20 protein-coding genes are annotated in these 23,574 nt (G+C 40.1%); 9 read left to right on the top strand and 11 right to left on the bottom strand.

The window, feature by feature from the left end; translation table 11 throughout:
- The first annotated feature begins 127 nt into the window (after nucleotides 1–127).
- Nucleotides 128–1,177, top strand: a complete 1,050-nt coding sequence (gene queA, locus H8B06_RS18425) for a tRNA preQ1(34) S-adenosylmethionine ribosyltransferase-isomerase QueA (RefSeq protein WP_130139575.1) — start codon at nucleotides 128–130, stop codon at nucleotides 1,175–1,177.
- Between the two features lie 133 nt (nucleotides 1,178–1,310).
- Here queA and rpmA read toward each other — a convergent pair whose 3' ends face one another.
- The 5 genes from rpmA to H8B06_RS18400 form a co-directional block, all read right to left on the bottom strand.
- Nucleotides 1,311–1,577: a 50S ribosomal protein L27 gene (gene rpmA, locus H8B06_RS18420; RefSeq protein WP_190995667.1), complete on the bottom strand. Its 267-nt coding sequence runs from the start codon at nucleotides 1,575–1,577 to the stop codon at nucleotides 1,311–1,313.
- Between the two features lie 51 nt (nucleotides 1,578–1,628).
- The gene (rplU, locus tag H8B06_RS18415; protein ID WP_190995666.1) at nucleotides 1,629–1,940 is read right to left on the bottom strand and encodes a 50S ribosomal protein L21; all 312 of its coding nucleotides are present in this window, start codon (nucleotides 1,938–1,940) and stop codon (nucleotides 1,629–1,631) included.
- 119 nt (nucleotides 1,941–2,059) lie between these two features.
- Complete coding sequence (locus tag H8B06_RS18410) at nucleotides 2,060–3,970, bottom strand: amidophosphoribosyltransferase (RefSeq protein WP_190995665.1); 1,911 nt, start codon at nucleotides 3,968–3,970, stop codon at nucleotides 2,060–2,062.
- 103 nt (nucleotides 3,971–4,073) lie between these two features.
- Nucleotides 4,074–4,364, bottom strand: coding sequence for a hypothetical protein (locus tag H8B06_RS18405; RefSeq protein ID WP_190995664.1), 291 nt, complete (start codon nucleotides 4,362–4,364; stop codon nucleotides 4,074–4,076).
- 41 nt (nucleotides 4,365–4,405) lie between these two features.
- Nucleotides 4,406–5,374 (bottom strand): YihY/virulence factor BrkB family protein, encoded by a 969-nt coding sequence (locus tag H8B06_RS18400; protein ID WP_190995663.1) that lies wholly within the window; start codon nucleotides 5,372–5,374, stop codon nucleotides 4,406–4,408.
- A 134-nt stretch (nucleotides 5,375–5,508) separates the two neighbouring features.
- On the opposite strand from H8B06_RS18400, the gene H8B06_RS18395 reads away from it, so the two are divergent.
- Both H8B06_RS18395 and H8B06_RS18390 read left to right on the top strand, forming a co-directional pair.
- Complete coding sequence (locus tag H8B06_RS18395) at nucleotides 5,509–5,718, top strand: hypothetical protein (protein WP_190995662.1); 210 nt, start codon at nucleotides 5,509–5,511, stop codon at nucleotides 5,716–5,718.
- A gap of 67 nt (nucleotides 5,719–5,785) precedes the next feature.
- Nucleotides 5,786–7,153, top strand: a complete 1,368-nt coding sequence (locus H8B06_RS18390; RefSeq protein WP_223857774.1) for a glycoside hydrolase family 28 protein — start codon at nucleotides 5,786–5,788, stop codon at nucleotides 7,151–7,153.
- Nucleotides 7,154–7,175: 22 nt separating this feature from the next.
- Here H8B06_RS18390 and H8B06_RS18385 read toward each other — a convergent pair whose 3' ends face one another.
- Together H8B06_RS18385 and H8B06_RS18380 are read right to left on the bottom strand one after the other, a co-directional pair.
- Nucleotides 7,176–7,937: a TIGR03915 family putative DNA repair protein gene (locus tag H8B06_RS18385; protein WP_190995661.1), complete on the bottom strand. Its 762-nt coding sequence runs from the start codon at nucleotides 7,935–7,937 to the stop codon at nucleotides 7,176–7,178.
- 1 nt (nucleotide 7,938) lies between these two features.
- Nucleotides 7,939–9,198 carry a putative DNA modification/repair radical SAM protein gene (locus H8B06_RS18380; protein ID WP_190995698.1) on the bottom strand — a complete coding sequence of 420 codons (1,260 nt, stop codon included), beginning with the start codon at nucleotides 9,196–9,198 and terminating at the stop codon, nucleotides 7,939–7,941.
- Nucleotides 9,199–9,233: 35 nt separating this feature from the next.
- Between H8B06_RS18380 and H8B06_RS18375 the strand changes: the two genes are divergently transcribed.
- The 4 genes from H8B06_RS18375 to pdeM are packed head-to-tail and all read left to right on the top strand — an operon-like array spanning nucleotide 9,234 to nucleotide 14,971.
- Nucleotides 9,234–10,271, top strand: a complete 1,038-nt coding sequence (locus tag H8B06_RS18375; RefSeq protein ID WP_223857772.1) for a ligase-associated DNA damage response exonuclease — start codon at nucleotides 9,234–9,236, stop codon at nucleotides 10,269–10,271.
- On the top strand, nucleotides 10,268–11,848 hold the full coding sequence (locus H8B06_RS18370; protein WP_190995660.1) for an ATP-dependent DNA ligase: 1,581 nt from the start codon (nucleotides 10,268–10,270) through the stop codon (nucleotides 11,846–11,848). Before H8B06_RS18375 ends, H8B06_RS18370 begins: the two co-directional genes overlap by 4 nt.
- A gap of 1 nt (nucleotide 11,849) precedes the next feature.
- A complete protein-coding gene (locus H8B06_RS18365) occupies nucleotides 11,850–14,312 on the top strand; it encodes a ligase-associated DNA damage response DEXH box helicase (RefSeq protein WP_223857771.1) in 2,463 nt (820 codons plus the stop codon).
- On the top strand, nucleotides 14,309–14,971 hold the full coding sequence (gene pdeM, locus H8B06_RS18360) for a ligase-associated DNA damage response endonuclease PdeM (protein WP_190995659.1): 663 nt from the start codon (nucleotides 14,309–14,311) through the stop codon (nucleotides 14,969–14,971). The genes H8B06_RS18365 and pdeM overlap by 4 nt, the downstream gene beginning before the upstream one ends.
- A gap of 90 nt (nucleotides 14,972–15,061) precedes the next feature.
- Here the strand turns inward: pdeM and H8B06_RS18355 are convergent, their stop codons facing one another.
- The 3 genes from H8B06_RS18355 to H8B06_RS18345 form a co-directional block, all read right to left on the bottom strand.
- On the bottom strand, nucleotides 15,062–15,994 hold the full coding sequence (locus tag H8B06_RS18355) for a LytTR family DNA-binding domain-containing protein (protein ID WP_190995658.1): 933 nt from the start codon (nucleotides 15,992–15,994) through the stop codon (nucleotides 15,062–15,064).
- 153 nt (nucleotides 15,995–16,147) lie between these two features.
- Complete coding sequence (locus H8B06_RS18350; RefSeq protein ID WP_190995657.1) at nucleotides 16,148–16,771, bottom strand: hypothetical protein; 624 nt, start codon at nucleotides 16,769–16,771, stop codon at nucleotides 16,148–16,150.
- Between the two features lie 73 nt (nucleotides 16,772–16,844).
- The gene (locus H8B06_RS18345; RefSeq protein WP_190995656.1) at nucleotides 16,845–19,418 is read right to left on the bottom strand and encodes a phosphoenolpyruvate carboxylase; all 2,574 of its coding nucleotides are present in this window, start codon (nucleotides 19,416–19,418) and stop codon (nucleotides 16,845–16,847) included.
- Nucleotides 19,419–19,601: 183 nt separating this feature from the next.
- On the opposite strand from H8B06_RS18345, the gene H8B06_RS18340 reads away from it, so the two are divergent.
- Nucleotides 19,602–21,791 carry an FUSC family membrane protein gene (locus tag H8B06_RS18340; RefSeq protein ID WP_190995655.1) on the top strand — a complete coding sequence of 730 codons (2,190 nt, stop codon included), beginning with the start codon at nucleotides 19,602–19,604 and terminating at the stop codon, nucleotides 21,789–21,791.
- A complete protein-coding gene (locus tag H8B06_RS18335; protein ID WP_190995654.1) occupies nucleotides 21,784–22,785 on the top strand; it encodes a YpdA family putative bacillithiol disulfide reductase in 1,002 nt (333 codons plus the stop codon). The genes H8B06_RS18340 and H8B06_RS18335 overlap by 8 nt, the downstream gene beginning before the upstream one ends.
- Here H8B06_RS18335 and H8B06_RS18330 read toward each other — a convergent pair.
- Entirely contained in the window at nucleotides 22,751–23,365 is a 615-nt protein-coding gene (locus tag H8B06_RS18330) for a TetR/AcrR family transcriptional regulator (RefSeq protein ID WP_190995653.1), read from the bottom strand. The genes H8B06_RS18335 and H8B06_RS18330 overlap by 35 nt on opposite strands.
- Nucleotides 23,366–23,574: the final 209 nt, after the last annotated feature.

Genomic DNA, 23,574 nt, shown 5'->3' with positions numbered 1-23,574 from the left:
GAAACTGTACTTATTTGTTAAGGTTTCAACAGAACAAAATATAGCGGTGAAATCGAAATGTAAATAATGCCTTCGTACGAAAAATATTTACATGGCGTTTTCATCAACAGATGAAAAAAATAATTAGATGAAATTATCACAGTTTAAATTCAATTTACCAGAATCATTGTTGGCAACCGAACCATCAGAACAGCGTGACGAATCACGTCTAATGGTTTTACACCGTGATTCCGGAAAGATAGAACACAAAATTTTCAAGGACGTATTGGATTATTTCGATGACAAAGACGTCATGATTTTAAATAACACCAAGGTATTTCCTGCACGTATGTACGGAAATAAAGAAAAAACTGGCGCTACGATTGAAGTGTTCTTGCTAAGAGAATTAAACAAAGAGCTACGCTTGTGGGACGTACTGGTTGATCCTGCACGCAAAATTCGCGTAGGCAATAAATTATACTTTGGTGAGGACGACCTATTGGTTGCTGAAGTTGTGGACAATACGACTTCCCGCGGTCGTACAATCCGTTTTCTTTTCGATGGCACGGATGAAGAGTTTCGCCGGAACATTGAAATTTTAGGAGAAACGCCACTACCCAAATACATAAAACGTAAAGCAACACCGGAAGATAAATTCCGTTATCAAACCATTTATGCCAAAAACGAGGGTGCGGTCGCAGCACCTACTGCTGGACTCCATTTCTCGCGCGAATTGATGAAAAGATTGGAATTAAAGGGTGTCGAATTTGCAGAGGTGACATTACACGTCGGACTCGGAACTTTTCGTACCGTGGAAGTGGAAGATCTCACCAAGCACAAAATGGACTCGGAGCAATTTATTATTAGCGAAGAGGCTGCACGCACGGTAAACAAGGGTATCGACGAAAAGAGACGTATCTGCTCCGTTGGAACAACTTCCATGCGGGCTATTGAATCATCTGTTTCGGCTGACAAACACCTAAAAGCAGCAAATGATTGGACGAGCAAGTTCATCTACCCACCTTATGATTTCAGTATAGCGAATTCAATGATCACAAACTTCCATACACCAGAATCTACGCTCCTTGTGATGATTGCCGCATTTGGTGGATACGAAAATGTAATGAATGCCTACGAAGTGGCTGTAAAAGAAAAATATAGATTTTACTCCTATGGCGATGCTATGTTGATTATCTAATCAACGGTATTATATAAAACAGGAAAGAGGCGCAATAACATGTGCCTCTTTTTTTGAGGAAAAAATAGGATGGACAAAAAAGCCGCTGCGTGAATACGCAGCGGCTTTTAAATTTTTTACTATTACAACAACCTTAGTTTGCTTGTTCCGTAGGAATTACAGATACATAAGATTTATTGTCGGCTTTTTTGCGGAAAACGACGGTACCGTCAACCAAAGCATGTAATGTATGGTCTTTACCTATCCCTACGTTTTTATCAGGATTGTGTTTTGTACCACGCTGACGAACGATAATGTTACCAGCGATAGCTTGCTGACCACCAAAAATTTTAACGCCTAATCTCTTACTGTGTGACTCACGGCCGTTCTTGGAACTACCCGCACCTTTTTTGTGTGCCATTTTTTATCTTAATTTATGACGTAAAGTCAGATTAAAAATTCTTAATTCGTTTTACAGGTTAATTCCTGTGATTTGGATTTTGGTAAATTGCTGACGGTGACCGTTTTTCTTTTTGTAGCCTTTACGACGTTTCTTTTTGAAAACGATAACTTTATCACCTTTTAAATGAGACAAAATCGTAGCTGAAACTTTTGCTCCTTCGATAGTAGGCGTACCTACCGTGAATTTACCCGCGTCTTCTGCTAACAATACATTGTCAAATTCAATACTAGCGCCTTCATCTCCCTGTAAACGGTGTACAAAAAGATATTGGTCTTTTGCAACCTTAAATTGCTGTCCTGCTATATTTACTATTGCGTACATTGTTATTTAATATAATTTGTTAATATTCCAATAAGTTGCAAATGTAGGCTTAAAAATTAAAAAGTCAAAATTATTTTTTCTAAAATAAGCTTAACCTTCCAACTTTCTAGTCCAAACAATTAACTACTGAAATAAGCGCGTACATTCTTCCCTTCTACCCAATTCATGAAGGCTCTATTAACCACTTTATTTCCTCCCGGTGTGGGATAATTGCCCGAAAAGTACCAATCTCCCAAATGATTCGGACAAGCTTTGTGCAAGTTATCCAAAGTCTGATAAACGACTTCTAATTCTGCTTCTAGATGATGTGGACAAATAATGCGCGCGATCTCTGCAGAAATTTCTTCATCTGTGAAAGGTTCATAAATAGCCTTCACATAATTTTCCACTTGATCTTTTGGCATCGTTAAAGAAGCCAGGCATTTTTGATACACTTCGTCAACAACATGTGCCATCCCACCACTTTTCAGTAAGTTTATAGCCGCCTCAAATGCGACGAACTCCCCCATTCTCGACATATCTATCCCATAACAATCCGGATAACGAATTTGTGGTGCGGACGAAACGATTACAATTTTTTTCGGATGCAGTCTGTCTAATATCGTCAAGATACTTTGTTTAAGCGTAGTTCCGCGCACAATGGAATCATCGATAGCCACAATGGTATCTACATCATTCTGTACGATACCGTAAGTCGTATCATAAACATGCTGCACCATATCCGTACGATCAGCATCCTGTGTAATAAATGTCCGAAGCTTGGCATCTTTGACATTCAGTTTCTCGAAACGTGGTGTAATGTTAATCATTTCTTCCAGTTCAGCGTCTGAAATCTTATCTGCACGATTCAACAAAACATCTTTCTGATAATTCCGCACGTAGGTATTTATTCCCTCCATCATGCCGTAATACGATACTTCTGCTGTATTTGGAATAAAGGAGAATACCGTATTCTTGATGTCGTTATTCACCGCTTTTAAAACCTGTGGACACAATAAACGACCCAATTCTTTACGCTCTTTGTAGATATCGGCATCCGAACCTCTGGAGAAATAAATGCGTTCAAAAGAACATGATTTCTGCTCGACAGGTTGACGAAACATTTCTTCCTTAATCGTGCCATCTTTTTTCGCTATCAACGCATGTCCAGGCTTAATTTCTTTGACGGCTTCCAATGGTATATTAAAAGCTGTTTGTATAACCGGGCGTTCGGAAGCAACAACCAACACTTCGTCATCTTGGTAATAAAAAGCAGGCCGTATTCCTGCAGGGTCACGCATGACAAAAGCATCACCATGCCCAAAGATTCCAGCAATAGTATAGCCACCATCCCATGTCTTTGCAGAGCGTGTTAATATTTTTGCAACATCCAGATTTTTGGCAATCAATGCACTTATCTCAATATTGGAATACCCCTCTTCTTTAAATTTATCAAACAGTTCCTGATTCTCGTCATCCAAAAAATGACCGATTTTCTCTAGTACGGTAACCGTATCCGCCTGTTCCTTGGGATGCTGACCCAACTCGTACAATTGTTGCAACAGTTCGTCAACATTTGTCATATTGAAGTTTCCAGCAACGACCAGATTACGAGTCATCCAGTTATTCTGTCGAAGGAACGGGTGACAACTTTCTATACTGTTTTTACCATGTGTCCCATAACGTAAATGCCCTAAAAGCACTTCTCCTGTAAAACTGACATGCTGCTTAAGCCATTTCGTATCCTTAGACTCTACCGGATATGCTTTGTTTACCGCAGCGAATTTCTTTTGTATATATTCAAAGATATCCGCTACTGCAGATGAGCCCATGGCGCGGTACCGGGAAATATAACGATGACCGGGCTTTACATCAAATTTAATGGTGGCTATACCCGCTCCATCTTGGCCTCGATTATGCTGCTTCTCCATGAGAAGATACATTTTATTGACACCATAATAGGGCGTACCATATTTTTCTTGATAATAAGACAGGGGTTTTAGTAATCGAACAAGTGCTATTCCGCACTCATGTTTTATTGCGTCACTCATAGCTTGAATTGATGCTGCAAAGGTAAGCATTATTTAGAAAAAAACTATTCTCTCTTCCGCTTTGCATCGTAATCCACTCAAACAAATGACAAAGGAGAGATAATTAAAAATCTTCGCTCTGCTCTAAATCTTCATGATTGTCTCCACCTAGGCTGTAATAATTATTTTCCTCGTCTTCTGAACCTATTTCTTCCTCGGCGTCATCTAATTCAGATCCGGGGACGTCCAACCCCTCATCCAATGAACGCTCCCTCTCCTCTTCTTCCTGCTCAACACGATCACTCAAAATTCGCTTTTCCTGCTCAAAGATATCTTCATTTTCGGGATAATGAGGATACCCAGGCAGATCTTTATCTTCTTCTTTTTCGGATTTATGTTTTCTTGAATCTTGCATAATTGATATGATTTTATTCGTTCTGACCAATGATTTATCTTTTATTCTACATTTTTTTCTTCGTCGGTTAAAGGTGCCGGTGGAATCTCATCCACCTCCCGCTCTATTTCTTTTACCTCTATATGTACAGCAAATTCAGAGGGTTCTATTGGCACGCCTTTGTATGTAGCATACTCCCGTGTATAGATAGCGCCTAAGTATAAAATAGCCGCCGTATAATAAACCCATAATAAGATCAGCACAATTGAACTCGCAGCACCGTATGTGGATTCGGTATCCGAGCTTTCAATATAAATACCAATCAAAAAACGCCCGAACACAAAAAGTAGTGCTGTAAACAGTGCACCAGATCTTACCGTGCGCCATTGTATATTGACATCAGGCAATACTTTAAAAATCACCGCGAATAAAACGAAGATGACACAAAAAGATAAGAAAAAATTGAGCCCACTGAACAGAATTACCGTAGCATCAGGAAAAAACCGCTGCAAACGATCTGTAAAGGCCAAAATAGTCCCATTAATAATCAATGTAACCACGAGTAGAAAACCAAGCCCAATAACCAACGAAGACGACAGCAGTCTATCTTTCAGCATCTTGAGCCAACCTTTCTTTACCTTAGGCCGTACATGCCAAATTTTGTTAATGGAGTTCTGGATATCGCCAAAGACCGTCGTTGCTCCCAGCAACAATGTTACCGCACTGATAATCAACGCTATATTTGATTTTCCAGAAAGCGACAAATTCCTAATAACTTCTTGAATCTGGCTGGCTGCACTTGCTCCCACGAACCCACGCAGTTCTTCAAAAACCTTTCCTTGGATAGCCTCTTCGCCTAAGAAAATTCCAGCAAGCGAAATCATCAACACCAAAATAGGCCCTAATGAAAAGACGGTATAATACGCCAATGAAGCACTGTACTTCAGACTATCTTCACTCGTAAATCCCAATACCGTATTCTTTAAAATAGTAAAGTGGGATTTAAAAATATTTTCTTTATCCTTTGCCATACGCTATAAACTAAGTATCTACATTTAATTAATAAACGACTCGGCTTTCCAAAAGTTTAAAAAACCTTCATAAACCGCATCGTACTGAACACTAATCTTGCAACAATTTATCGTATATATTGTTCTTATAGAACATGAAACGACAGGGACATCCTATAAAGAGAAATAAAAAACTGATCTTCGCAGGCATGGCTATTCTTACCGGTGGTATATGTATGCGGTTGGCTTGGATCTATATTCATGATCCTCTTGGGCCGGTTATTATTATTACGGGCGCAGCGTTATTTTTAGGAGGGGTTATATTTTTTATAAATACCATGTATAATCAACGACACAAATTTTAACCACTACCATTTATCAATAAACAAATGAGAAATACTATTTTTGGCCTAGCAGTTTTAAATAAATCCAATGGCTATGTTCAAAAATCTTTCTTTTTTCACCCTAATTTTGCTGATTATTTCTTCCTGTAATAACAGCACAACAGAAAATCAATCAAGGATACAAAAGCGGGATCAAATTCTAAGCCTCATTACCGCTCCTTCTCTTTCCACTAATTTGATTAATATAAAAGATTTTGGAGCATTAGGTGATTCATTGACCGATAATAAACCTGCTTTTGACAAGGCACTAGAAAAATGCAAAGCATTAGGTGGTGGAAGAATTGTTGTTTCTCCTGGTATCTATCTGGTAAACGGCCCTATACATTTAATCAGCAACGTTACACTCGATTTACAAAAAGGAGCAAAATTAGTTTTTGGTTCCAATCCAGAAGACTATCTACCTGCCGTATTGACGAGTTGGGAAGGAACATTTCTGTATAATTACAGTCCATTTATTTATGCCTATCAAGCGGAAAATGTTGCGATCATTGGCGAAGGTATAATTGATGGAAACGCAAAGGATACCTTCAGCACGTGGCATGCAAAGCAAAAGCCAAGTCAAACACTAAGTCGAAAAATGAATCACGAAGATACACCGATAAAAGAACGTGTATTTGGAGCAGGGCATTATTTAAGACCGCATCTCGTACAGTTTTTCGAATGTAAAAATATCTTGATAGAAGATGTTACGTTAGCCAACTCACCATTTTGGTGTGTTCATCTATTAAAATCGGAAAATATTACAGCCAGAAGGGTGAAGTTTGATGCCTTTAATAAAAACAATGATGGATTCGACCCGGAATATTCCAAGAATATTTTAATTGAAGATATTGATTTTAATAATGCCGACGACAATGTCGCTATTAAAGCCGGCCGGGATCACGAAGGCAGAAAAACGGGAATTACGTCTGAAAACATTATCATCCGTAATTGTCGCTTCAAGGGCTTACACGGTGTCGTCATTGGAAGTGAAATGTCGGCGGGGGTACAAAATATTTTTGTAGAAGATTGCACGTTCGGCGGATATTGCAAACGTGGTATTTATCTGAAATCAAACCCCGACCGGGGCGGTTTTATCCGTGACATTTATGTCAATAACGTGGAATTTGGCGACGTAGAGGATTGTTTCTTCATTACATCTTATTATCACGGCGAGGGATCGGGTCATGAAACGGATATACGGAATATTTTTGTCGACAGCCTACGTTGCGGCAAAGTGCATAACGCGGCTTTGGTGATTCAAGGCTATCCGACCAAAAAAGTGAGCGACATATACTTCTCGAATGTTCAGATAGATACGGCTAAGACCGCTGTCAGTTTCACTAACGCTGAAAACATTGTATTTAATAATCTTATTATCGGAGACGAGGTCAAAGTACCATCCCATGTGCAATAGCGAGCCGATCGCATAGCAACCGCTATTTCTTCTCCACCAGATACTTCCAGTATCTTCGGGGCACATGTTGAAGATGTAATTTCATATTTTTTCGCGCCTCAATATTGGTGCTGGTATAATATTGTTTCCAAAGGCGCTGGAAAAGTTGATCACGTTCATCCAACGCGATAGCGATTGCCGGCGTGGTAGCACCTTGTACTTCTTCTGAGCTAAGCTGTACCTCTCCTACCTGTCGCTTATCAAACAGCAAGCCATACTTTCGCTTTATATCATAAATGAGCCAGGGCATATCTGCGTATCGCTTCCGGAAAAAATCCGAAATCAATGGCAACACGTTAAAATCAGGTTCGACCAGGGCAAAGAACAATCCATCTGAACTCTTACTAAAACGGATAAATGCTTTCATACGATGCCTTTCGCGGCTCACCTTTTTTAATATCTGCGAAAAGTACAGCACATGGTCGTTGCCATAATGCTGCCGTATGTCTGCCCGACCAATAAAGATTTGACGCAAGATAAAAAAAGAAGCCAACCAAGCTTTACGGTCTTCCGAAAGAAACGCCCGATAAAAATCCATCGCTTCTACTTTTCCGACACGTTCCTGTAAACCTTTCTGGACACGTAATGCTTTCCCCTTATCTGTTACGATGATTCTCCTGTCTTTAAAGAAATCTATTTGATGATCCTCAGGCGTAATCGGGACAATAATTGCCTCTTTTCTTTCGAAGCTTTCAAATACACAGGATAAAAACCCCAAATATGTTCCGTCAAACAAATAGTACATATTAAAATAACGTTAATTGTCCTGCGGAAACCTGTTGCCGACTCTTCTGGTTACCGGCGTTTAAAATAGCTATTCGAACATACTCCATGCTGGGATGCCCAAGCATAAAAGGAGAGTCTGCACAACGCAAAAAATATTTTGCCCGATTATAGGCAATACCGATTTTTTGCAGTTGGTAGGCATGCAACCTGCCAAATTTTCGAGCCTGTATGATCTTTAATGCCGACTGCCTGCCGATTCCAGGTATACGAATGATGGCATTAAAGTCAGCGGCATTCACATCCACTGGAAAGAAATGAGGATTACGTAATGCCCAGCTTAATTTAGGATCTATATCTAGATCCAGATGTATGTGTTGAGGATTTAAAATTTCGTCAAGTTGAAAACCGTAAAAACGTAACAACCAATCCGTTTGGTACAGCCGGTTTTCACGTACTAAAGGTGGCGCTGAACCAATTTGAGGTAACAACGAATTGCCATTATTTATAGGAATATAACCACTGTAATAGACTCGTTTCAGATTATAATTCTTGTAGAAGTCATTAGCAACCTGCATGATTTCAAAATCATTTTCGGGTGTTGCACCGATCACCATTTGTGTACTTTGACCAGCGGGCACAAAAATCGGTGTATGTTTTATGAGTTTCTTTTCTTCCTTAAAAGATTTCATCTGCTCATTTACAAATGCCAAAGGTTTCCTTACCGAATCATGGTCTTTCTCTGGGGCCACCAACTTAAGTCCGGCTTCGGTTGGTAATTCCAAGTTGATACTCATTCGATCTACATATAACCCGGCTTCCTTAACCATTTCCTCACTCGCACCGGGAATTGTTTTGAGATGAATATAGCCGTTATATCGCTCTTCCTGTCGCAACTTTTTCACAATACGCAACATGCGCTCCATCGTAAAATCCGCATTTTTGAAGATACCGGAACTTAGAAAAAGTCCTTCAATATAGTTTCGACGATAAAAATTCATCGTGAGGTCTACCACTTCCTCCACAGTGAAGGCAGCTCTTTTCACATCGTTGCTTTTACGACTGACGCAAAAAGCACAATCATATATACAATGATTGGTCAATAGAATCTTTAGCAAGGAAACACAACGTCCGTCTTCGGTATAGGTATGGCAGATACCCGATGCCGAAGCATCACCGATTCCACCCTTATTCTTTCTCGTACTACCGCTGGAGCTACAGCTTACATCGTATTTGGCCGCATCCGCCAATATCTTTAGTTTTTCTTCAATCCGCTGCATAATAAAACAAAAATACTAATTTTTTTAGCCAAAACATAATGGCAGAAAATTGGTTATTTATTAATATGCTACAATTTAGAAAGGAAGGTATCTATTGTATACCGGGCAAATTCTACATCGATCCATGGCTGCCGGTAGACTTTGCTGTAGTAACCCATGGCCATGCCGACCACGCGCGGTGGGGTATGAAAAAGTACTTATGCCATCATTTTACGGTACCCATATTAAAAAGCCGTATTGGGAATGATATTGCTGTACAAGGTATTTCCTATAACGAGTCGCTTTATATCAATGACGTCAAGGTATCGTTGCATCCGGCTGGACATATTGTAGGTTCTGCTCAAATCAGAATGGAATATAAAGGCAAAGTAGCTGTTGTTTCTGGAGATTACAAAATACAAAACGATGGTCTATCAACCCCTTTCGAGCCTATCAAATGCCATGAATTTGTATCCGAAAGCACTTTCGGATTGCCCATCTATAATTGGTTGTCGGTGGAACAACAAAATCAACAAATGCAAAATTGGGTCTTACAGAACCAAGCAAACGGCAAAACATCTGTTTTTATTGGTTATTCGCTGGGTAAAGCCCAACGTATCATGAAAGCACTTGCAGGAATCTCCCCTCTACATGTACATTATTCCATTGGTAAACTCAATGAAGCTTATGAAAGTGCGGGTGTTAAGCTCCCGGCCTATCATATTATCAATTTCCAGGAAGATATCAAGCATGTAGATAAGGGTATTGTCATTGTTCCGCCTGCCTTGGCGGACTCCAAAATAATCAATAAAATACCCCATATGGCAAACGCTATCTGCTCGGGATGGATGCAAGTTCGAGGATCCCGCCGTTGGCGGAGCGCCGATGCAGGTTTTGCCATAAGTGATCATGCAGATTGGCATGGGCTTTTGGATGCTATAAAGACGACGGAAGCTGAAAAAATATATATAACACATGGACAAACAGCTGTTTTTACTAAATATCTGAATGAAATCGGGATATTAGCAGAAGAGGTTAAGACAGCGTTTGGAAATGAAGAAGAAGAAATGGAAGAAACAGAAGCAAGAAAATTATGAGAGCCTTTGCCACCTTAATCAATACTTTGGATAGCACCAACAAAACCAATTTAAAATTGGAGGCTATCGACCGTTTTCTTAATGAAGCCGATAACAATGACAAACTATGGTTTCTTGCTCTCTTCACAGGAAAACGCCCGAAACGCAATGTCAATACCGCATTGATGAAACAATGGGCGATCGAAGTTGCAGCAATTCCCGAATGGTTATTCCAAGAATCTTATGCCTCTGTAGGCGATTTGGGTGAAACTATTGCGTTGGTTTTACCACAAGCCCCCGATTACATCGATCGAACGTTAACGGAATGGATGAATAGGATTATGGCATTGAAAGACAGTACCGAGGCCGAAAAAAAAGAATTTGTCCTGCAAGCTTGGAATAACCTACCTACCACGGAACGTTTTATTTTTAATAAATTATTAGGCGGCAGTTTCCGATTAGGTGTCTCTTCCAAAACACTTATTAATGCTTTGGCGAAACATTATCAGATGGATGCTAGTGCAGTGGCACATAGTGTTATGGGCGACTGGAAAATGGGCGAAGTGACGTTTGATAATCTCATAAAGGGTCATTATACGGATACACAGCTTTCTAAGCCCTACCCTTTTTGTTTGGCATACCCGTTGGAAAAAGAATCGAATGAACTGGGCGACGTGCAAGATTGGCAAATTGAATACAAATGGGACGGTATCCGCGGACAGTTTATCAAACGTGGCGAAGAAGTGTTTATATGGTCACGTGGCGAAGAGCTAGTTACTGATCAATTTCCGGAAATACGGGATATTTTGCTACAGTGGCAGGGAAATTTTGTCATCGACGGCGAAATCCTGGTCGTAAAAGAACAGGAAGTGATGAATTTTTCGGCGTTACAGAAACGATTAAACCGGAAAACGATTAGCAAAAAGTTATTGGAGGAATTTCCTATTCAGGTATACGCCTACGACCTCATCGAGTGGGAAGGCGACGACTGGCGACACAAAAGTATGTTGGAAAGAAGGAAACAATTGGAATCGTTATTCCTTCTTAATCCCTCTCCTCACTTGCAGTTATCCACGGTTATCACTATTGATGACTGGAAAGCGTTACAAGCCATTCGGGAAAACGCCCGTTCCATCAATAGTGAAGGCATCATGCTAAAACACAAAGGGTCTCTTTATCATACTGGACGGAAGAAAGGCGATTGGTGGAAATGGAAAATCGATCCATTAACGATTGACGCTGTCTTAATTTATGCCCAAAAGGGAAGTGGGCGACGAAGTGCCTATTATACGGATTATACCTTTGCCGTGAGGGATGGTGAGAATTTAGTCACTATTGCAAAAGCTTATTCCGGACTAACAGACAAGGAAATAAAAGAGGTCAGCCGTTTTGTCAACAAAAATGCCCTGGAAAAGTTTGGCCCGGTGCGAACCCTTAAACCCGAACTGGTATTTGAAATTGCTTTTGAAGGGATTGCTTTCAGCAACCGACATAAATCGGGCGTGGCATTACGTTTCCCTCGAATCGCACGGTGGCGAACGGACAAAACGGTTGCAGATATCGATGATATTGAAGAAATCAAAAAAATGATTCATTGATTTGAAAAATAACAGGCAACATACCGAAGGCTATACCATTATCACGGACTGGATGCGGCAAAAAGGCAATACACCTTTTAGCTTTCAGGAAAAAGCATGGAAGAAATACAGCAATGGGTATAGTGGCATGGTGGTCGCTCCTACCGGATTTGGGAAAACCTTCTCCATTTTTCTTGCGGTATTGATCGATTTTATGAATAACCCTTCCCGTTATCAAAACGGGTTAAAATTATTATGGATCACTCCGTTGCGATCATTAGCAAAAGATTTAGCCCGTGCCATGCAAGAAGCCATTGATGAGATTGGCCTAGACTGGGTAGTAGAGGTTCGGAATGGTGATACGGACATCAAGATAAAGCAGCGGCAAAGCAGACAGATGCCCGATGTATTATTAGTGACACCCGAAAGCCTGCATTTGTTACTGGCACAAAAAGGCCGCCAACGTTTCTTCAACGCTTTGCAATGCATAGCCGTAGACGAATGGCATGAATTACTTGGAACAAAGCGTGGTGTGATGGTAGAATTAGCGTTAGGATTTCTAAAACATCAACAGCAAAATCTTCGAATATGGGGCATCACGGCCACCATTGGCAATCTAGACGAAGCCATGGAGGTGCTCATACCTACTACGCAGAAAAAAATAAAAATTGTTGCGCGTGAGAAAAAGAAGATTGCCATTATTCCTGTCTTTCCGACAGAAGTGGAAGTACTGCCCTGGGCAGGACACTTGGGTGGCAAGTTAGCCGAGGAGGTTGTGCCTATTATTTTGGAAAGTAAGTCAACATTAGTTTTCACCAATACCAGAAGCCAAAGTGAAATGTGGTATCAACTGTTGTTGGAAGCACATCCCGATTTTGCCGGACAAATTGCGTTACATCACAGTTCGATTGACAGCCATATCCGACAATGGATAGAGGAAGCCTTGAGTGAAGGGAGGCTAAAAGCTGTTGTGGCCACTTCTTCTCTCGATTTGGGCGTAGATTTTAAACCCGTGGATACCGTTGTACAAGTTGGCTCCAGTAAAGGCGTCGCCCGCTTTATGCAGCGTGCGGGGCGTAGCGGGCATTCTCCCCACGAACTATCCAAAATCTATTTTGTTCCCACACACTCGTTGGAATTGATTGAAGTGGCTGCCTTAAAAGAGGCTGTCAAAACACAAACCATCGAAAACCGGGATCCGATGGTACTTACGTTTGACGTATTGGTTCAATTTCTGGTTACCATCGCTTTAGGCGGCAGCTTTAAAGCCAACGACCTCTACCCGGTTATCAAAAACACATTCGCATTTCAGGAGATAACCGAAGAGGAATGGGACTGGTGTATCTTTTTCATCACGCAGGGGGGCGCTATCGGCAAGAATTATGAAGAGTTTCATAAAGTTACACCTAAGGAAGACGGTATGTTGGTGGTGGAGAAAAGACGCATTGCTATGCTACATCGCATGAATATGGGCGTTATCGTAAGCGATGCGATGATGCGAGTCAAATTTCTTTCCGGAGGCTATATCGGTATGGTGGAGGAATATTTTATTTCGAGATTGCATAGCGGTGATAAATTTGTTCTAGCTGGCCGCGTGCTCGAACTTATTCGCGTGAAAGAGATGACGGCATATGTTCGAAGCTCTTCAGGCCGAGCTTTTACACCAAGTTGGTTAGGCGGCCGCTTACCGTTGAGTTCTAATTTAAGCCAGTTCTTGCGACAAAAACTGGCACGTGCCAGACATCCCGATAGCCGTGAAAAAGAACTGCAATTCTTACATCCTTTGGTCGCACGACAAAGTGAACATTCGCATATTCCAGCAGAAGACGAATTTTTGGTGGAGTCTATCCATACCAAAGAAGGGTACCATCTTTTTATGTATCCATTTGAAGGGAGGTTGGTACATGAAGTTATGGCGAGCTTGATCGCCTACCGCATTAGTCTGTTGATTCCGATAAGTTTTTCTATGGCAATGAACGATTACGGATTCGAATTATTTTCTGATTCAGAAATCGCAATAGATGAATCTCAACTAAAAAAAATTCTCCGTCGGGAACATTTGATGGAAGACGTAATCAGCAGCATTAACGCTACAGAAATGGCGAAGCGGAAGTTTCGGGATATTGCCGTCATTTCGGGTATGGTGGTTCAAAACCTACACGGAAAGCAACAAAACAACAAGTCTTTACAAGCTTCTTCAGGCATTATTTTTCAAGTTTTGGAAGAACATGATCCACAGAATCTACTGCTGCGCCAAGCGTACGCGGAAGTATTCAACCAACAATTGGAAGAGCCGCGATTGGTAGCTGCATTTGAACGGATACATCATAGCAAAATCATTTATAAATTTGCAACTGGATTTACACCATTGAGCTTTCCTATCAAAGTAGATAGTTTGCGGCAATCCTTATCAAGTGAGGATCTGACAAGCCGTATTCAAAGACTGCAACAGAGCAATTGGAAGTCTCCCAGAAAAAAACGATGAATATTATTACGCAAGACATATCCTTTTCCGATACATCATTGACATTGACAAACCAACGTGTATTGTTTTGGAAAGAACATAGCACGCTTATTCTCGCTGATTTACATTTAGGTAAAGCGGCGCATTTTAGAAAAAACGGCATTGCCCTTCCCACACAAGTAACACTGCGGGATTTGCAACGTCTGGAACAATTGATACAGTATTTCTCCGTTGCACAAGTCATTATTGTAGGCGATTTAATTCATGCAGGTGCTAACACAGAAGTCGATCTATTACGGCAATTCATCGCCAAGTTTCCGCACGTCAAATTTATTTTGATCAAGGGAAATCATGATCGCTTCGCTGATGAACGATGGAAAAAACTGGGTATTCACGAAACCTATCAAGATTGGCATTTAGACAACGTTTGTTTCACACATCAGGCTTCTCCTATTACTGACTTTCATACGATCAGCGGGCATGTACATCCAGGAATCAGTGTACGAATGCCTACGAAAAGAACAATGACCTTTCCTTGCTTTGTTGTCTCGGCACAACAAATTATTTTACCTGCCTTCAGTTTGTTTACAGGTTTCGATACGAAATCAACCACGATCAACGCTATTCGTTACGGTTTTCACGAGCAAGGTATTTTTCATGTATCGGCGTCAAATTTATAGGATACTTATATTTTTTTTAAAAAAAAATTGCATAAGTGTAAAAAACACACTACATTTGTATCATCATAATTTAGGTTTATAATTGGTTAGCTAAAGGTTTTCATTCTCCCCGTTTGAAAACCTTTTTTTGTTATTTTGTAATAAATTGCGTTCTTTCCACGCTTTATATTGCGGATATCTTTTCTGGCTCCCTAACTTCAATGGTGTCTTTTCATAATAATTCATATAAACATGTCCAATCTTTTCAAATAGAAAATAGTTGATGGCGATGATCCTACTTTTATGTATTTGGAAGAATCTGTCCTCGGGGAGCCATTCGTGGAACGTAGATAATGGTATTTTAACTTCTAAAGGAGCACCACTCACTCTATAGATAGTCGTTTTCTCGTCCTTAACTTCCAAATATACTATGGTCGCTATATCGATAACATACGCTTCTTTTCCTGCTTTAAATTTCATTGTGCGATGACCCTCAAAAAAAAACTCAAATTCGTTCGGACGTTCTGTCGGTACATCACCAGTTTCTTGATTGTTCCTATCAACCAATGAGACTATTCGTTTTCCTTTATAAACGTTTTTCCGAACAAAAGATAACACCTGTCTTAGAAGTGTTAGAATGACGGCATATTTAACAAACGTCAAATAAAACTTGCTAAAGTTCTTCAGAAACATACCCCATGACGCATCAATGTCCTTATTCCAAATTTGTGCCGAAACGACGTTATCATTTTCATGTAAGAAATAATAGCCGATTATAGCTAATGTTATGTAATTTGCGCTTCCTTTCAAAAATGCTTCCAGATACCGCTTTTGGAAAAAGAATAGCGCAAGACAGTATTGACTGACTTCGATGATACTGATCATAACTATCACCATCACGGTATTAACAAACACATTTTCAAGGACCGATTCTCCACCACTATTCGTAATCTGAATAAAAGCAAAATAAACAATATAAAAACCTATCTTCAGGCTCCACCACGGTAAATTAAGAACAGAAAAACGCTGTAATATTCGATTCATAAACGGTTAGTTTTAAATTAACAATCAAATTTCGAATAACAAATATACTTAACCTGAAAGTTTTTTTTGCAATACCACAGCTATTTTTCATAAAAAAAGGAATGCAGTTGTCTGCATTCCTTTGACTAGTTCGATATATCGTAAATACGAGTTTTAATGATGAGCGTGTGCGTCTTCCTTACCGCCTGCGAGCGTAAACAATTCTGCCACCTTTTCCAAGTTAGCCATCGCAAATGCTCGTACATCTTTGTCCGTATTACGGGTCATACGTTGAAGCTGCTCTTTCACAACAGCCGCCTCGTGCTGTACATGATGAATATACGCCTCATCTGAATAAGATGAAGAAGTCTGATGAGAAACAGCTACTTCTTCTACATCCGTTGTATCAGCGTCATCCTCGGCTAATTCCTCCTGAACCGTTACAACCGTTTCTACTTCGTTTGATGCTGTATATTTCGCGGCTCCTTTAATTGGAAAATCGATTTGTTTCGCGATAGCCAAACTATCTAATCCCGGAATCAATGAACTATATACTTCTTGCGTTTTCACAGCAAGTTGTTTTGCTTGCGAAGAGCCTGCCACGCTTGCTGCATAAGAAGCGTAATCATTTTCATATACCACTTTGGCACCTACTAGCTGAAAAAAACGATAGGCATCGCCGTCCACCAACGAGGTATGTGTCAAGCTTAACTGATTCTCTTGTGCAGTCTTCGGATTACAGGACACGAATAACGTGCTCGCGCACACACCAACAACAAATAAAGTATTTAATTTCATCTCTTTTCTATTTATGCTACAAAAATAAAAAAATAATCGACTTCCATATTTAAAATAAACAACTTACTACGCTTTAAGCAACGTTTCGCCCCGCATTTACGACACCATAAATTGTACGAGCAATAAGCTTCCGATAAACAGCCTCTTGTTCTGGCGAAAGCTTCTTGTTGAGCATTGTCCGAATGGCATAGTGTTGAATCGTTAGCAACGGCAACACAATCTTTTCTCTAGCTAAGACAGACGCCCGTTCTATCGGATAATTCTCCATCAATACAGATGAATTGCTTAACTTCAGAAGATATTGCTTTGTCAACTCAAATTCGTCACGCAGCATACTCCAAAAATCTCCAAATGTTTCGTCGTATTGCATATATGCCGTGATATCAAAATTTGATTTTGTCATGGACATCATACAGTTATCCATCATGGTTTTAAACATACCTGAATTTTCGTACAAATTCTTGACATTAGGCCACAGGTTGTTTTCCTCCGCCCATTGTAAAGCGGTACCCACACCATAGAATCCCGGAATATTCTGTTTTAATTGACTCCATGAAGTGACAAAACTGATCGCTCGTAAATCTTCCAGACGTAACTCTTTACCCGAATTTCGTTTTACCGGACGGCTACTGATGTTAACCTCCGCTAGTTGTTTCAACGGACTCAACGTTTCCAAATACTTCAGAAATAGTGGGTTTTTACGAAGCGACATAAACTTATCATGACTTTGATGCGCCATTTGATCAATCACTTCTTTTTGCTTACTAGTCAACGTATCCCCGTCTTTCTGTTGAAGTTCCGAGATAATTCCTGCCTGCAAAAGTTGCTCGATATTATATTTTGCCGTTTCTAAGGAGCCATACTGGCTACTAATAGTCTGTCCCTGAATGGTTAATTGGATATGTTCATTGGCAATTTCTTTACCCATTGAGGCGTAAAAACGTTGCGTTTTTCCACCTCCACGCGCAGGAGGCCCGCCTCGACCATCAAAAAACACCAAATCAACATCATACTCACGCGCGATAGCCGTCAGCTCAATTTTCGCCCGATAGATAGACCAGTTTGCCATTAAGTATCCACCGTCTTTCGTACTGTCGGAAAATCCCAGCATGATGGTCTGTTTGTTTCCGCGACGTTTAATATGTTCCGCATACGTTTGATTAGCATATAAACTCCGCATGACGTCAGCTGCCCGCGAAAGATCGTCAACCGTTTCAAATAAAGGCACAAAATCAATCGTTAGATCATCTTTTTTCCATCCGGACCATAAGAATAATTGCATCAAGCCTAGTATATCAGATGCTTGCTGACAATTACTGATAATAAAACGTTGTGCTGCCCGCTCGCTACCTGATTTTTGAATGTCTTTAATTAATTTAATAACCTCTAACGTATCGATGACCAACGCATCCGCATCCTTCTCCACCTCCAAATTCAAGGCGTTAAAAGCGATTTGTTTTTCTTTTTCAGCTTCAGAGACGGTAACCTCCTTCAGATCAAGTCCGGTTTCGGGATACCGCTCTACTAAATAATTAAATGCTTTTCGCAATACACTGCTATCCTGTCTAATATCTAATGTTGTAAAATAACAGCCGAAAGTAGAAACCTTACGAATTAAGTCTTCTACCAACTCCACAAAAAGCCCCTCGTGCATCGTGTTCAATACCTCTTTAATATTGTGGAGGTTCTCTAATATCTTTGCCGTATCATCGGTGGGGTTTTCTATCGGGTTAAAGCTGTTGTCGTAAAATAGATCTTGCAGGATATCCAAATACTTCTGTGTTCCACGGAAGGTTATCCGGCGTCTCACCAAACGAAAATCACGATAATAGCAACGGAATAAAATCGTCCGCAACATGCTGGCCACCTTTTTGGTACTTTCTACGTTTACATTTGGATTTCCATCTCTATCACCTCCCGGCCAAAATCCCAGCTCAATCAGTTGTTTTACATCGTCGAGAGGCACTTCCAATTCACTATCTATATTTGATTGGATTTCGGACGCCACTTTATAGAAAACATTCTCTAAAAACCACGCTAAACTGGCAGCCTCATCAACTGGTGTGGGCTTTTCTTTATTAATAAACGGAGTCTTACCCAGTTGCTGTAGTAATAACTGGATATTATGCAGGTCATTTCTTTTTAATGCATCGATTAGATCTGTAATAATAGCGAGCACCGGCCCCGGATAAAACTGCGTGGGGTGTGCCGTCAACACGAGTCTAACGGAAAAATTATGTAATTTCTCTAAAATCGTTTTCTTAAGCTCCGTATTGTCCTGCGCACTACGGAATAGAGATTGCAACACACCGGAATCATCCGCTTTACCTACTGACTGAAACGCAGAATCTTCCACCGCATCAAAAAGCACGACTTGGCGTTCAATATACTGGACAATTCGAAAGAGAAAATCGATTTGATCCTCTTCCTGTACATATTGTTCATATTGTCCAAAGAAGCTCTGGATAATATCTTCCGGCGTTAACTTTGCTTCCACGCCTTTTTCACAATGGGTGGAAAAAAAAGGAAGAATCGTACCAGTATGCTTTACACTTTGAAATGGTAACGTTAAAAAAAGGCTTTTATATAAATCAAAGCGCGTTAAGACTTCATTGTGAAAAACAGATTTTTTTTGACTTACTTTCATGTTAAAAATTAAGGAATGCTATAGATTTCGAAAACATTAAATTTCGAATCGGACTAAAATATGCACTTTTCACAACAAAAGCAATTTTTTGGTATGATTAAAATATGAAATCATGATTTTCATTACCAAAAACACAAAGCTTCATGGGTGATTTTTTACTATCTTTGTTCATACTTTTTTTCCATGGAAAGAACCAAAGAAATTAGTCATTTTTTCTACAGCCAATATTTTGCGGAAGGATTGATGATTACATTGGGGTGCATTATCCCGCTACTCGTATGCATGTATTTAGGCTACGTGAACGAAGGCACGTTAATTTCTTTTGGTGCACTCTTAATAGGGCTGTCTGATACACCTGGCGCACCTTCTCATCGCCGATTAGGGATGTTATCTACCATCGGCCTAGGTATCTTAACATACCTCATTATTGTTTCCATCAATTTTTCCGTACCCTTAACCACCATTGCCATAGCGGTATTGAGCTTCTTTTTTGCCATGTTTGCGGTTTTTAATGCCCGTGCCGCTACTGTTGGAGCCATGTGTACGCTTTTGATGCTCTTTAATGTACAACATGCGGTCACAGCCGGCAATGTATGGCTCCATCTTTTATTAGTCATCATCGGCGGCCTTTGGTACATGGCAATCAGCATGTGGACATTAAAGATTCGTCCTTATCGTATCGCCCAGCAGGAACTATCGGAATCCATACGCTATGTAGCCGATTATATTCGGCTGAAAGCGAATTTCTACGATCCCAATGTCGATATTGACACGAACTACCTCAAGTTAATTGAAAAACAGGTGGAAGTCAACAAGCATCAAGAATCAGTTCGAGACACACTTTTTCAAAGCAAACGTTCGATCAAGGATACGACTAAAATCGGGCGTTATCTCACGTTGGTTTTTTCTGATATTGTTGATCTTTTTGAACAAAGCTTGACTACCCAATACGATTATAACGCGATTAAATCTGCTTACGGGCAATATGGCGTACTGATGCCCTTTAAACATACGATACTCAAAGTGACCAATGAGTTGGATAATATTGCCTATGCGATTAATGCAAACAAGTTACCCAAACCCACCTACGCCTTCGAAAACGATATGGATCGTCTGCGCGAATCTGTGGAGAAACTCGATAAGCAAGGCATCAACACCATTCCGCTGAAAAAGGTTATTATCAACATCCGAAGCATTATCAAATATCTCGAGAATATATACAGCTATAACTCTACAAATGTAGGACCCAATATTCCAAAAGAAGAGATAGATTCGGCCTCCCAATTTATCACACGGGATCAGATCGACTGGAAAAAATTCAGAAGTAACCTTAGCTTACAGTCATCGGTTTTCCGCCACGCACTACGCATGGCCATTGTCCTCTCAGGAACTTATCTCACGCTTAACCTCATAAATTTCAGTCCCAACGGGATTTACTGGACCTTGTTAACAATCATGGTGATTCTTAAGCCAGGCTTTGGCTCTACGCAAGAACGGAATGCACAACGATTGATTGGCACATTGATTGGCGGCATTATTGGAGCGGCTGTCATTTTTACAATTGACGATGTGACAATACGTTTTATATTCCTTATTTTCTTTTTCCTCAGCGGTTACAGTCTGTTCCGGCTAAACTATATTGTGGCCGTCATGTTCATTACACCTTATATATTGATCATGTTAAGTTTCCACGGCATGGATACGCTGGAAATGGTTACTGAGCGGGTAATTGACACTTTTCTAGGCGGACTAATCGCGTTTGTCTCAAGCTATGTTATTTTTCCGAATTGGGAAAGCATTCAATTTAGGGATAATATGCGTAATTTACTTATTGCCAATTACAATTATCTTGCGCAAGCAATCCGTATCCTTGCAGGAGAACAGTTAACCATTACAGCATACAAGCTTTCGCGAAAGGAAGTATATATTGCCTCTGCCAATATGGGCTCTACCTTCCAACGGATGTTAACAGAACCCAAATGGCGGCAAAAATACACGAAGGAAGTCAACCGGTTTGTTATTCTCGACCATATTTTGTCGTCCCACGCCGCAAATTTACTAGTCCAAGTCCATCAAGCCGACATTAGCTCTTATAGCCGGGAACACGTGCGGTTATTGAAGAAAGCACTGTCCGATCTGCATAAGGCTGTTGCCTTGCTTTCTCCTCCCGACGAGGAAAAGGAGTTTGATCCTGATGAGGACTTTCCAAATCTTAAAGTCGTAACCGATGAGGACGAAGATGGCAAATTAATTACGGAACAATTACAGTTTTTAAGTAAAATTTCAGGAGATTTACATAAAGTCGCCCAGCAGCTTATGACGCGCATGGCAGAAGTCGAACATAAAGAAACAGCAAATTTAGTAAATGGATAGTCACGTTGATGTTTTAATTGTAGGTGCTGGTCCTATAGGACTAGCTTGTGGCATAGCGGCACAAAAAGCAAATTTATCACATATTATTATAGAGAAGGGCTGTTTGGTCAATTCGTTATACAATTATCCACTGAACATGACTTTTTTTTCGTCTTCAGAGCGTCTGGAGATTGGTGATACACCCTTTGTAACAACACTTCCCAAACCAAAAAGAGCGGAAGCATTAGAGTATTATCGCCGTATCAATGGAAAATTTGATTTAAACACACAGCTGTTTGAAGAAGTAATAGGTGTAAAAAAAGAGGAAGGCGTTTTTATCGTAACCACGACAAAAAGACAATATACCGCTCAATATGTGGTGGTCGCAACGGGTTTCTATGACATACCTATGCTATTGAATATTCCGGGAGAAGAACTGCCAAAAGTTTCTCATTACTATAGAGATCCACATTTCTATGCGAATCAACGGGTAGTGGTTGTCGGTGCAAGTAACTCATCTGTAGACGCAGCTCTGGAAACCTATAGAAAAGGAGCAAAAGTAACCTTGGTTATTCGGGGACCGGAAGTCGGCCCTCGGGTAAAATATTGGGTACGGCCAGATATAGAAAATAGAATTGCATTAGGTGAAATTGATGTGTATTACCAAAGTCAGCTGATAGAAATAAAAGAGAATACTGTTACAATCTTGACACCTGATGGCACAGTAAAGCTCGAAAACGACTTTGTACTTGCACTTACGGGCTATCGTCCGAATTTTGATTTCTTAAGAAAAGTCGGAATAGATATACCTGATGAATCTCCTATGATTCCAGCACACAACCCACAAACGATGGAAACCAATATACCGGGGTTATACTTAGCTGGTGTGGTATGTGGTGGTCTGAACACCCATCTCTGGTTTATAGAAAACTCCAGAATCCATGCGGACATGATTATGCAACATATTTTGGAACAGACCGCTAGTTACTGCGCAAACCTCGAAGAAAAATCTTGACCATCTTCTGTTGTTTGGTCAGGATAAGTTCGAATTCATCCGGCGTAGGAAAAAGACAATCGTTCAAGTCCTTACTTAAAATACCCACACGCATACCCATTAAAGAAAAAAGTAACAATTCTGCTGTTTCGTTAAAATTCTCAACTTCGATTTCATTATTTTCGACACCCTTTTTCAAGATTCGGCTGTACTGATCACGTATACGTTCAAAAAAAGGACCAATATTTTTTCCCATTTCTCCCGGATTTTGAACAAATTGGGAAGAAGAATACTCAAATAAATTATAATTTTCACGCATAATCACCATCCGACTCTCCACTGCATATAAAAGAATTTCTGCTACATTAGAAGTTTTCGTCATATATACCTCTACCTTGTTAATCATCTCATTAATGACATGTTCTAAAACGGCCGTATATAGGCTGTGCTTATCTGGAAAATAATAATACAACAATGCTTTCGAAAAGGAAAGATCTTTGGCTATTTCTGCCATCGTGGTCTTTGCCATCCCGAAATGTGCAAAACGCCGTTTCGCTACATCAAGTATCTTTGCTCTCTTTACATCAACGTTCTTAGTCATCTATTTTATTATTTATAACCTAAATATATTCATTTTATATGCAATTTTAATTGCGCGTTTATATAAAATGAATTTATTTCGCTCTCCTGTGCCTTTGAAGGCTTATTTTATAGAGGAAATACTCGGCTTTATATTATCTTTACAGCCATATTATAAAGTTAATTCTTTTTTTGATTTTTTAAAAGGATTAGTCAAGTTAAGACATTACA

This window comes from Sphingobacterium micropteri, assembly GCF_014692515.1.
Lineage (GTDB): Bacteria > Bacteroidota > Bacteroidia > Sphingobacteriales > Sphingobacteriaceae > Sphingobacterium > Sphingobacterium micropteri.
Note: the sequence above shows the minus strand (reverse complement) of the source record. Positions and strands in the feature narration are given on the sequence as shown.

Bases quoted from the DNA above. Each gene is read 5' to 3' on its own strand.
- H8B06_RS18335 (WP_190995654.1), top strand. From the start codon at position 21,784: ATGGATAGTCACGTTGATGTTTTAATTGTAGGTGCTGGTCCTATAGGA.
- H8B06_RS18400 (WP_190995663.1), bottom strand. From the start codon at position 5,374: ATGGCAAAGGATAAAGAAAATATTTTTAAATCCCACTTTACTATTTTA.
- H8B06_RS18330 (WP_190995653.1), bottom strand. From the start codon at position 23,365: ATGACTAAGAACGTTGATGTAAAGAGAGCAAAGATACTTGATGTAGCG.
- H8B06_RS18345 (WP_190995656.1), bottom strand. From the start codon at position 19,418: ATGAAAGTAAGTCAAAAAAAATCTGTTTTTCACAATGAAGTCTTAACG.
- rpmA (WP_190995667.1), bottom strand. From the start codon at position 1,577: ATGGCACACAAAAAAGGTGCGGGTAGTTCCAAGAACGGCCGTGAGTCA.
- H8B06_RS18390 (WP_223857774.1), top strand. From the start codon at position 5,786: ATGGCTATGTTCAAAAATCTTTCTTTTTTCACCCTAATTTTGCTGATT.
- H8B06_RS18405 (WP_190995664.1), bottom strand. From the start codon at position 4,364: ATGCAAGATTCAAGAAAACATAAATCCGAAAAAGAAGAAGATAAAGAT.
- H8B06_RS18395 (WP_190995662.1), top strand. From the start codon at position 5,509: ATGAAACGACAGGGACATCCTATAAAGAGAAATAAAAAACTGATCTTC.
- H8B06_RS18355 (WP_190995658.1), bottom strand. From the start codon at position 15,994: ATGAATCGAATATTACAGCGTTTTTCTGTTCTTAATTTACCGTGGTGG.
- H8B06_RS18385 (WP_190995661.1), bottom strand. From the start codon at position 7,937: ATGTACTATTTGTTTGACGGAACATATTTGGGGTTTTTATCCTGTGTA.
- queA (WP_130139575.1), top strand. From the start codon at position 128: ATGAAATTATCACAGTTTAAATTCAATTTACCAGAATCATTGTTGGCA.
- H8B06_RS18340 (WP_190995655.1), top strand. From the start codon at position 19,602: ATGGAAAGAACCAAAGAAATTAGTCATTTTTTCTACAGCCAATATTTT.
- H8B06_RS18410 (WP_190995665.1), bottom strand. From the start codon at position 3,970: ATGAGTGACGCAATAAAACATGAGTGCGGAATAGCACTTGTTCGATTA.
- pdeM (WP_190995659.1), top strand. From the start codon at position 14,309: ATGAATATTATTACGCAAGACATATCCTTTTCCGATACATCATTGACA.
- H8B06_RS18350 (WP_190995657.1), bottom strand. From the start codon at position 16,771: ATGAAATTAAATACTTTATTTGTTGTTGGTGTGTGCGCGAGCACGTTA.
- H8B06_RS18370 (WP_190995660.1), top strand. From the start codon at position 10,268: ATGAGAGCCTTTGCCACCTTAATCAATACTTTGGATAGCACCAACAAA.
- H8B06_RS18375 (WP_223857772.1), top strand. From the start codon at position 9,234: ATGGCAGAAAATTGGTTATTTATTAATATGCTACAATTTAGAAAGGAA.
- rplU (WP_190995666.1), bottom strand. From the start codon at position 1,940: ATGTACGCAATAGTAAATATAGCAGGACAGCAATTTAAGGTTGCAAAA.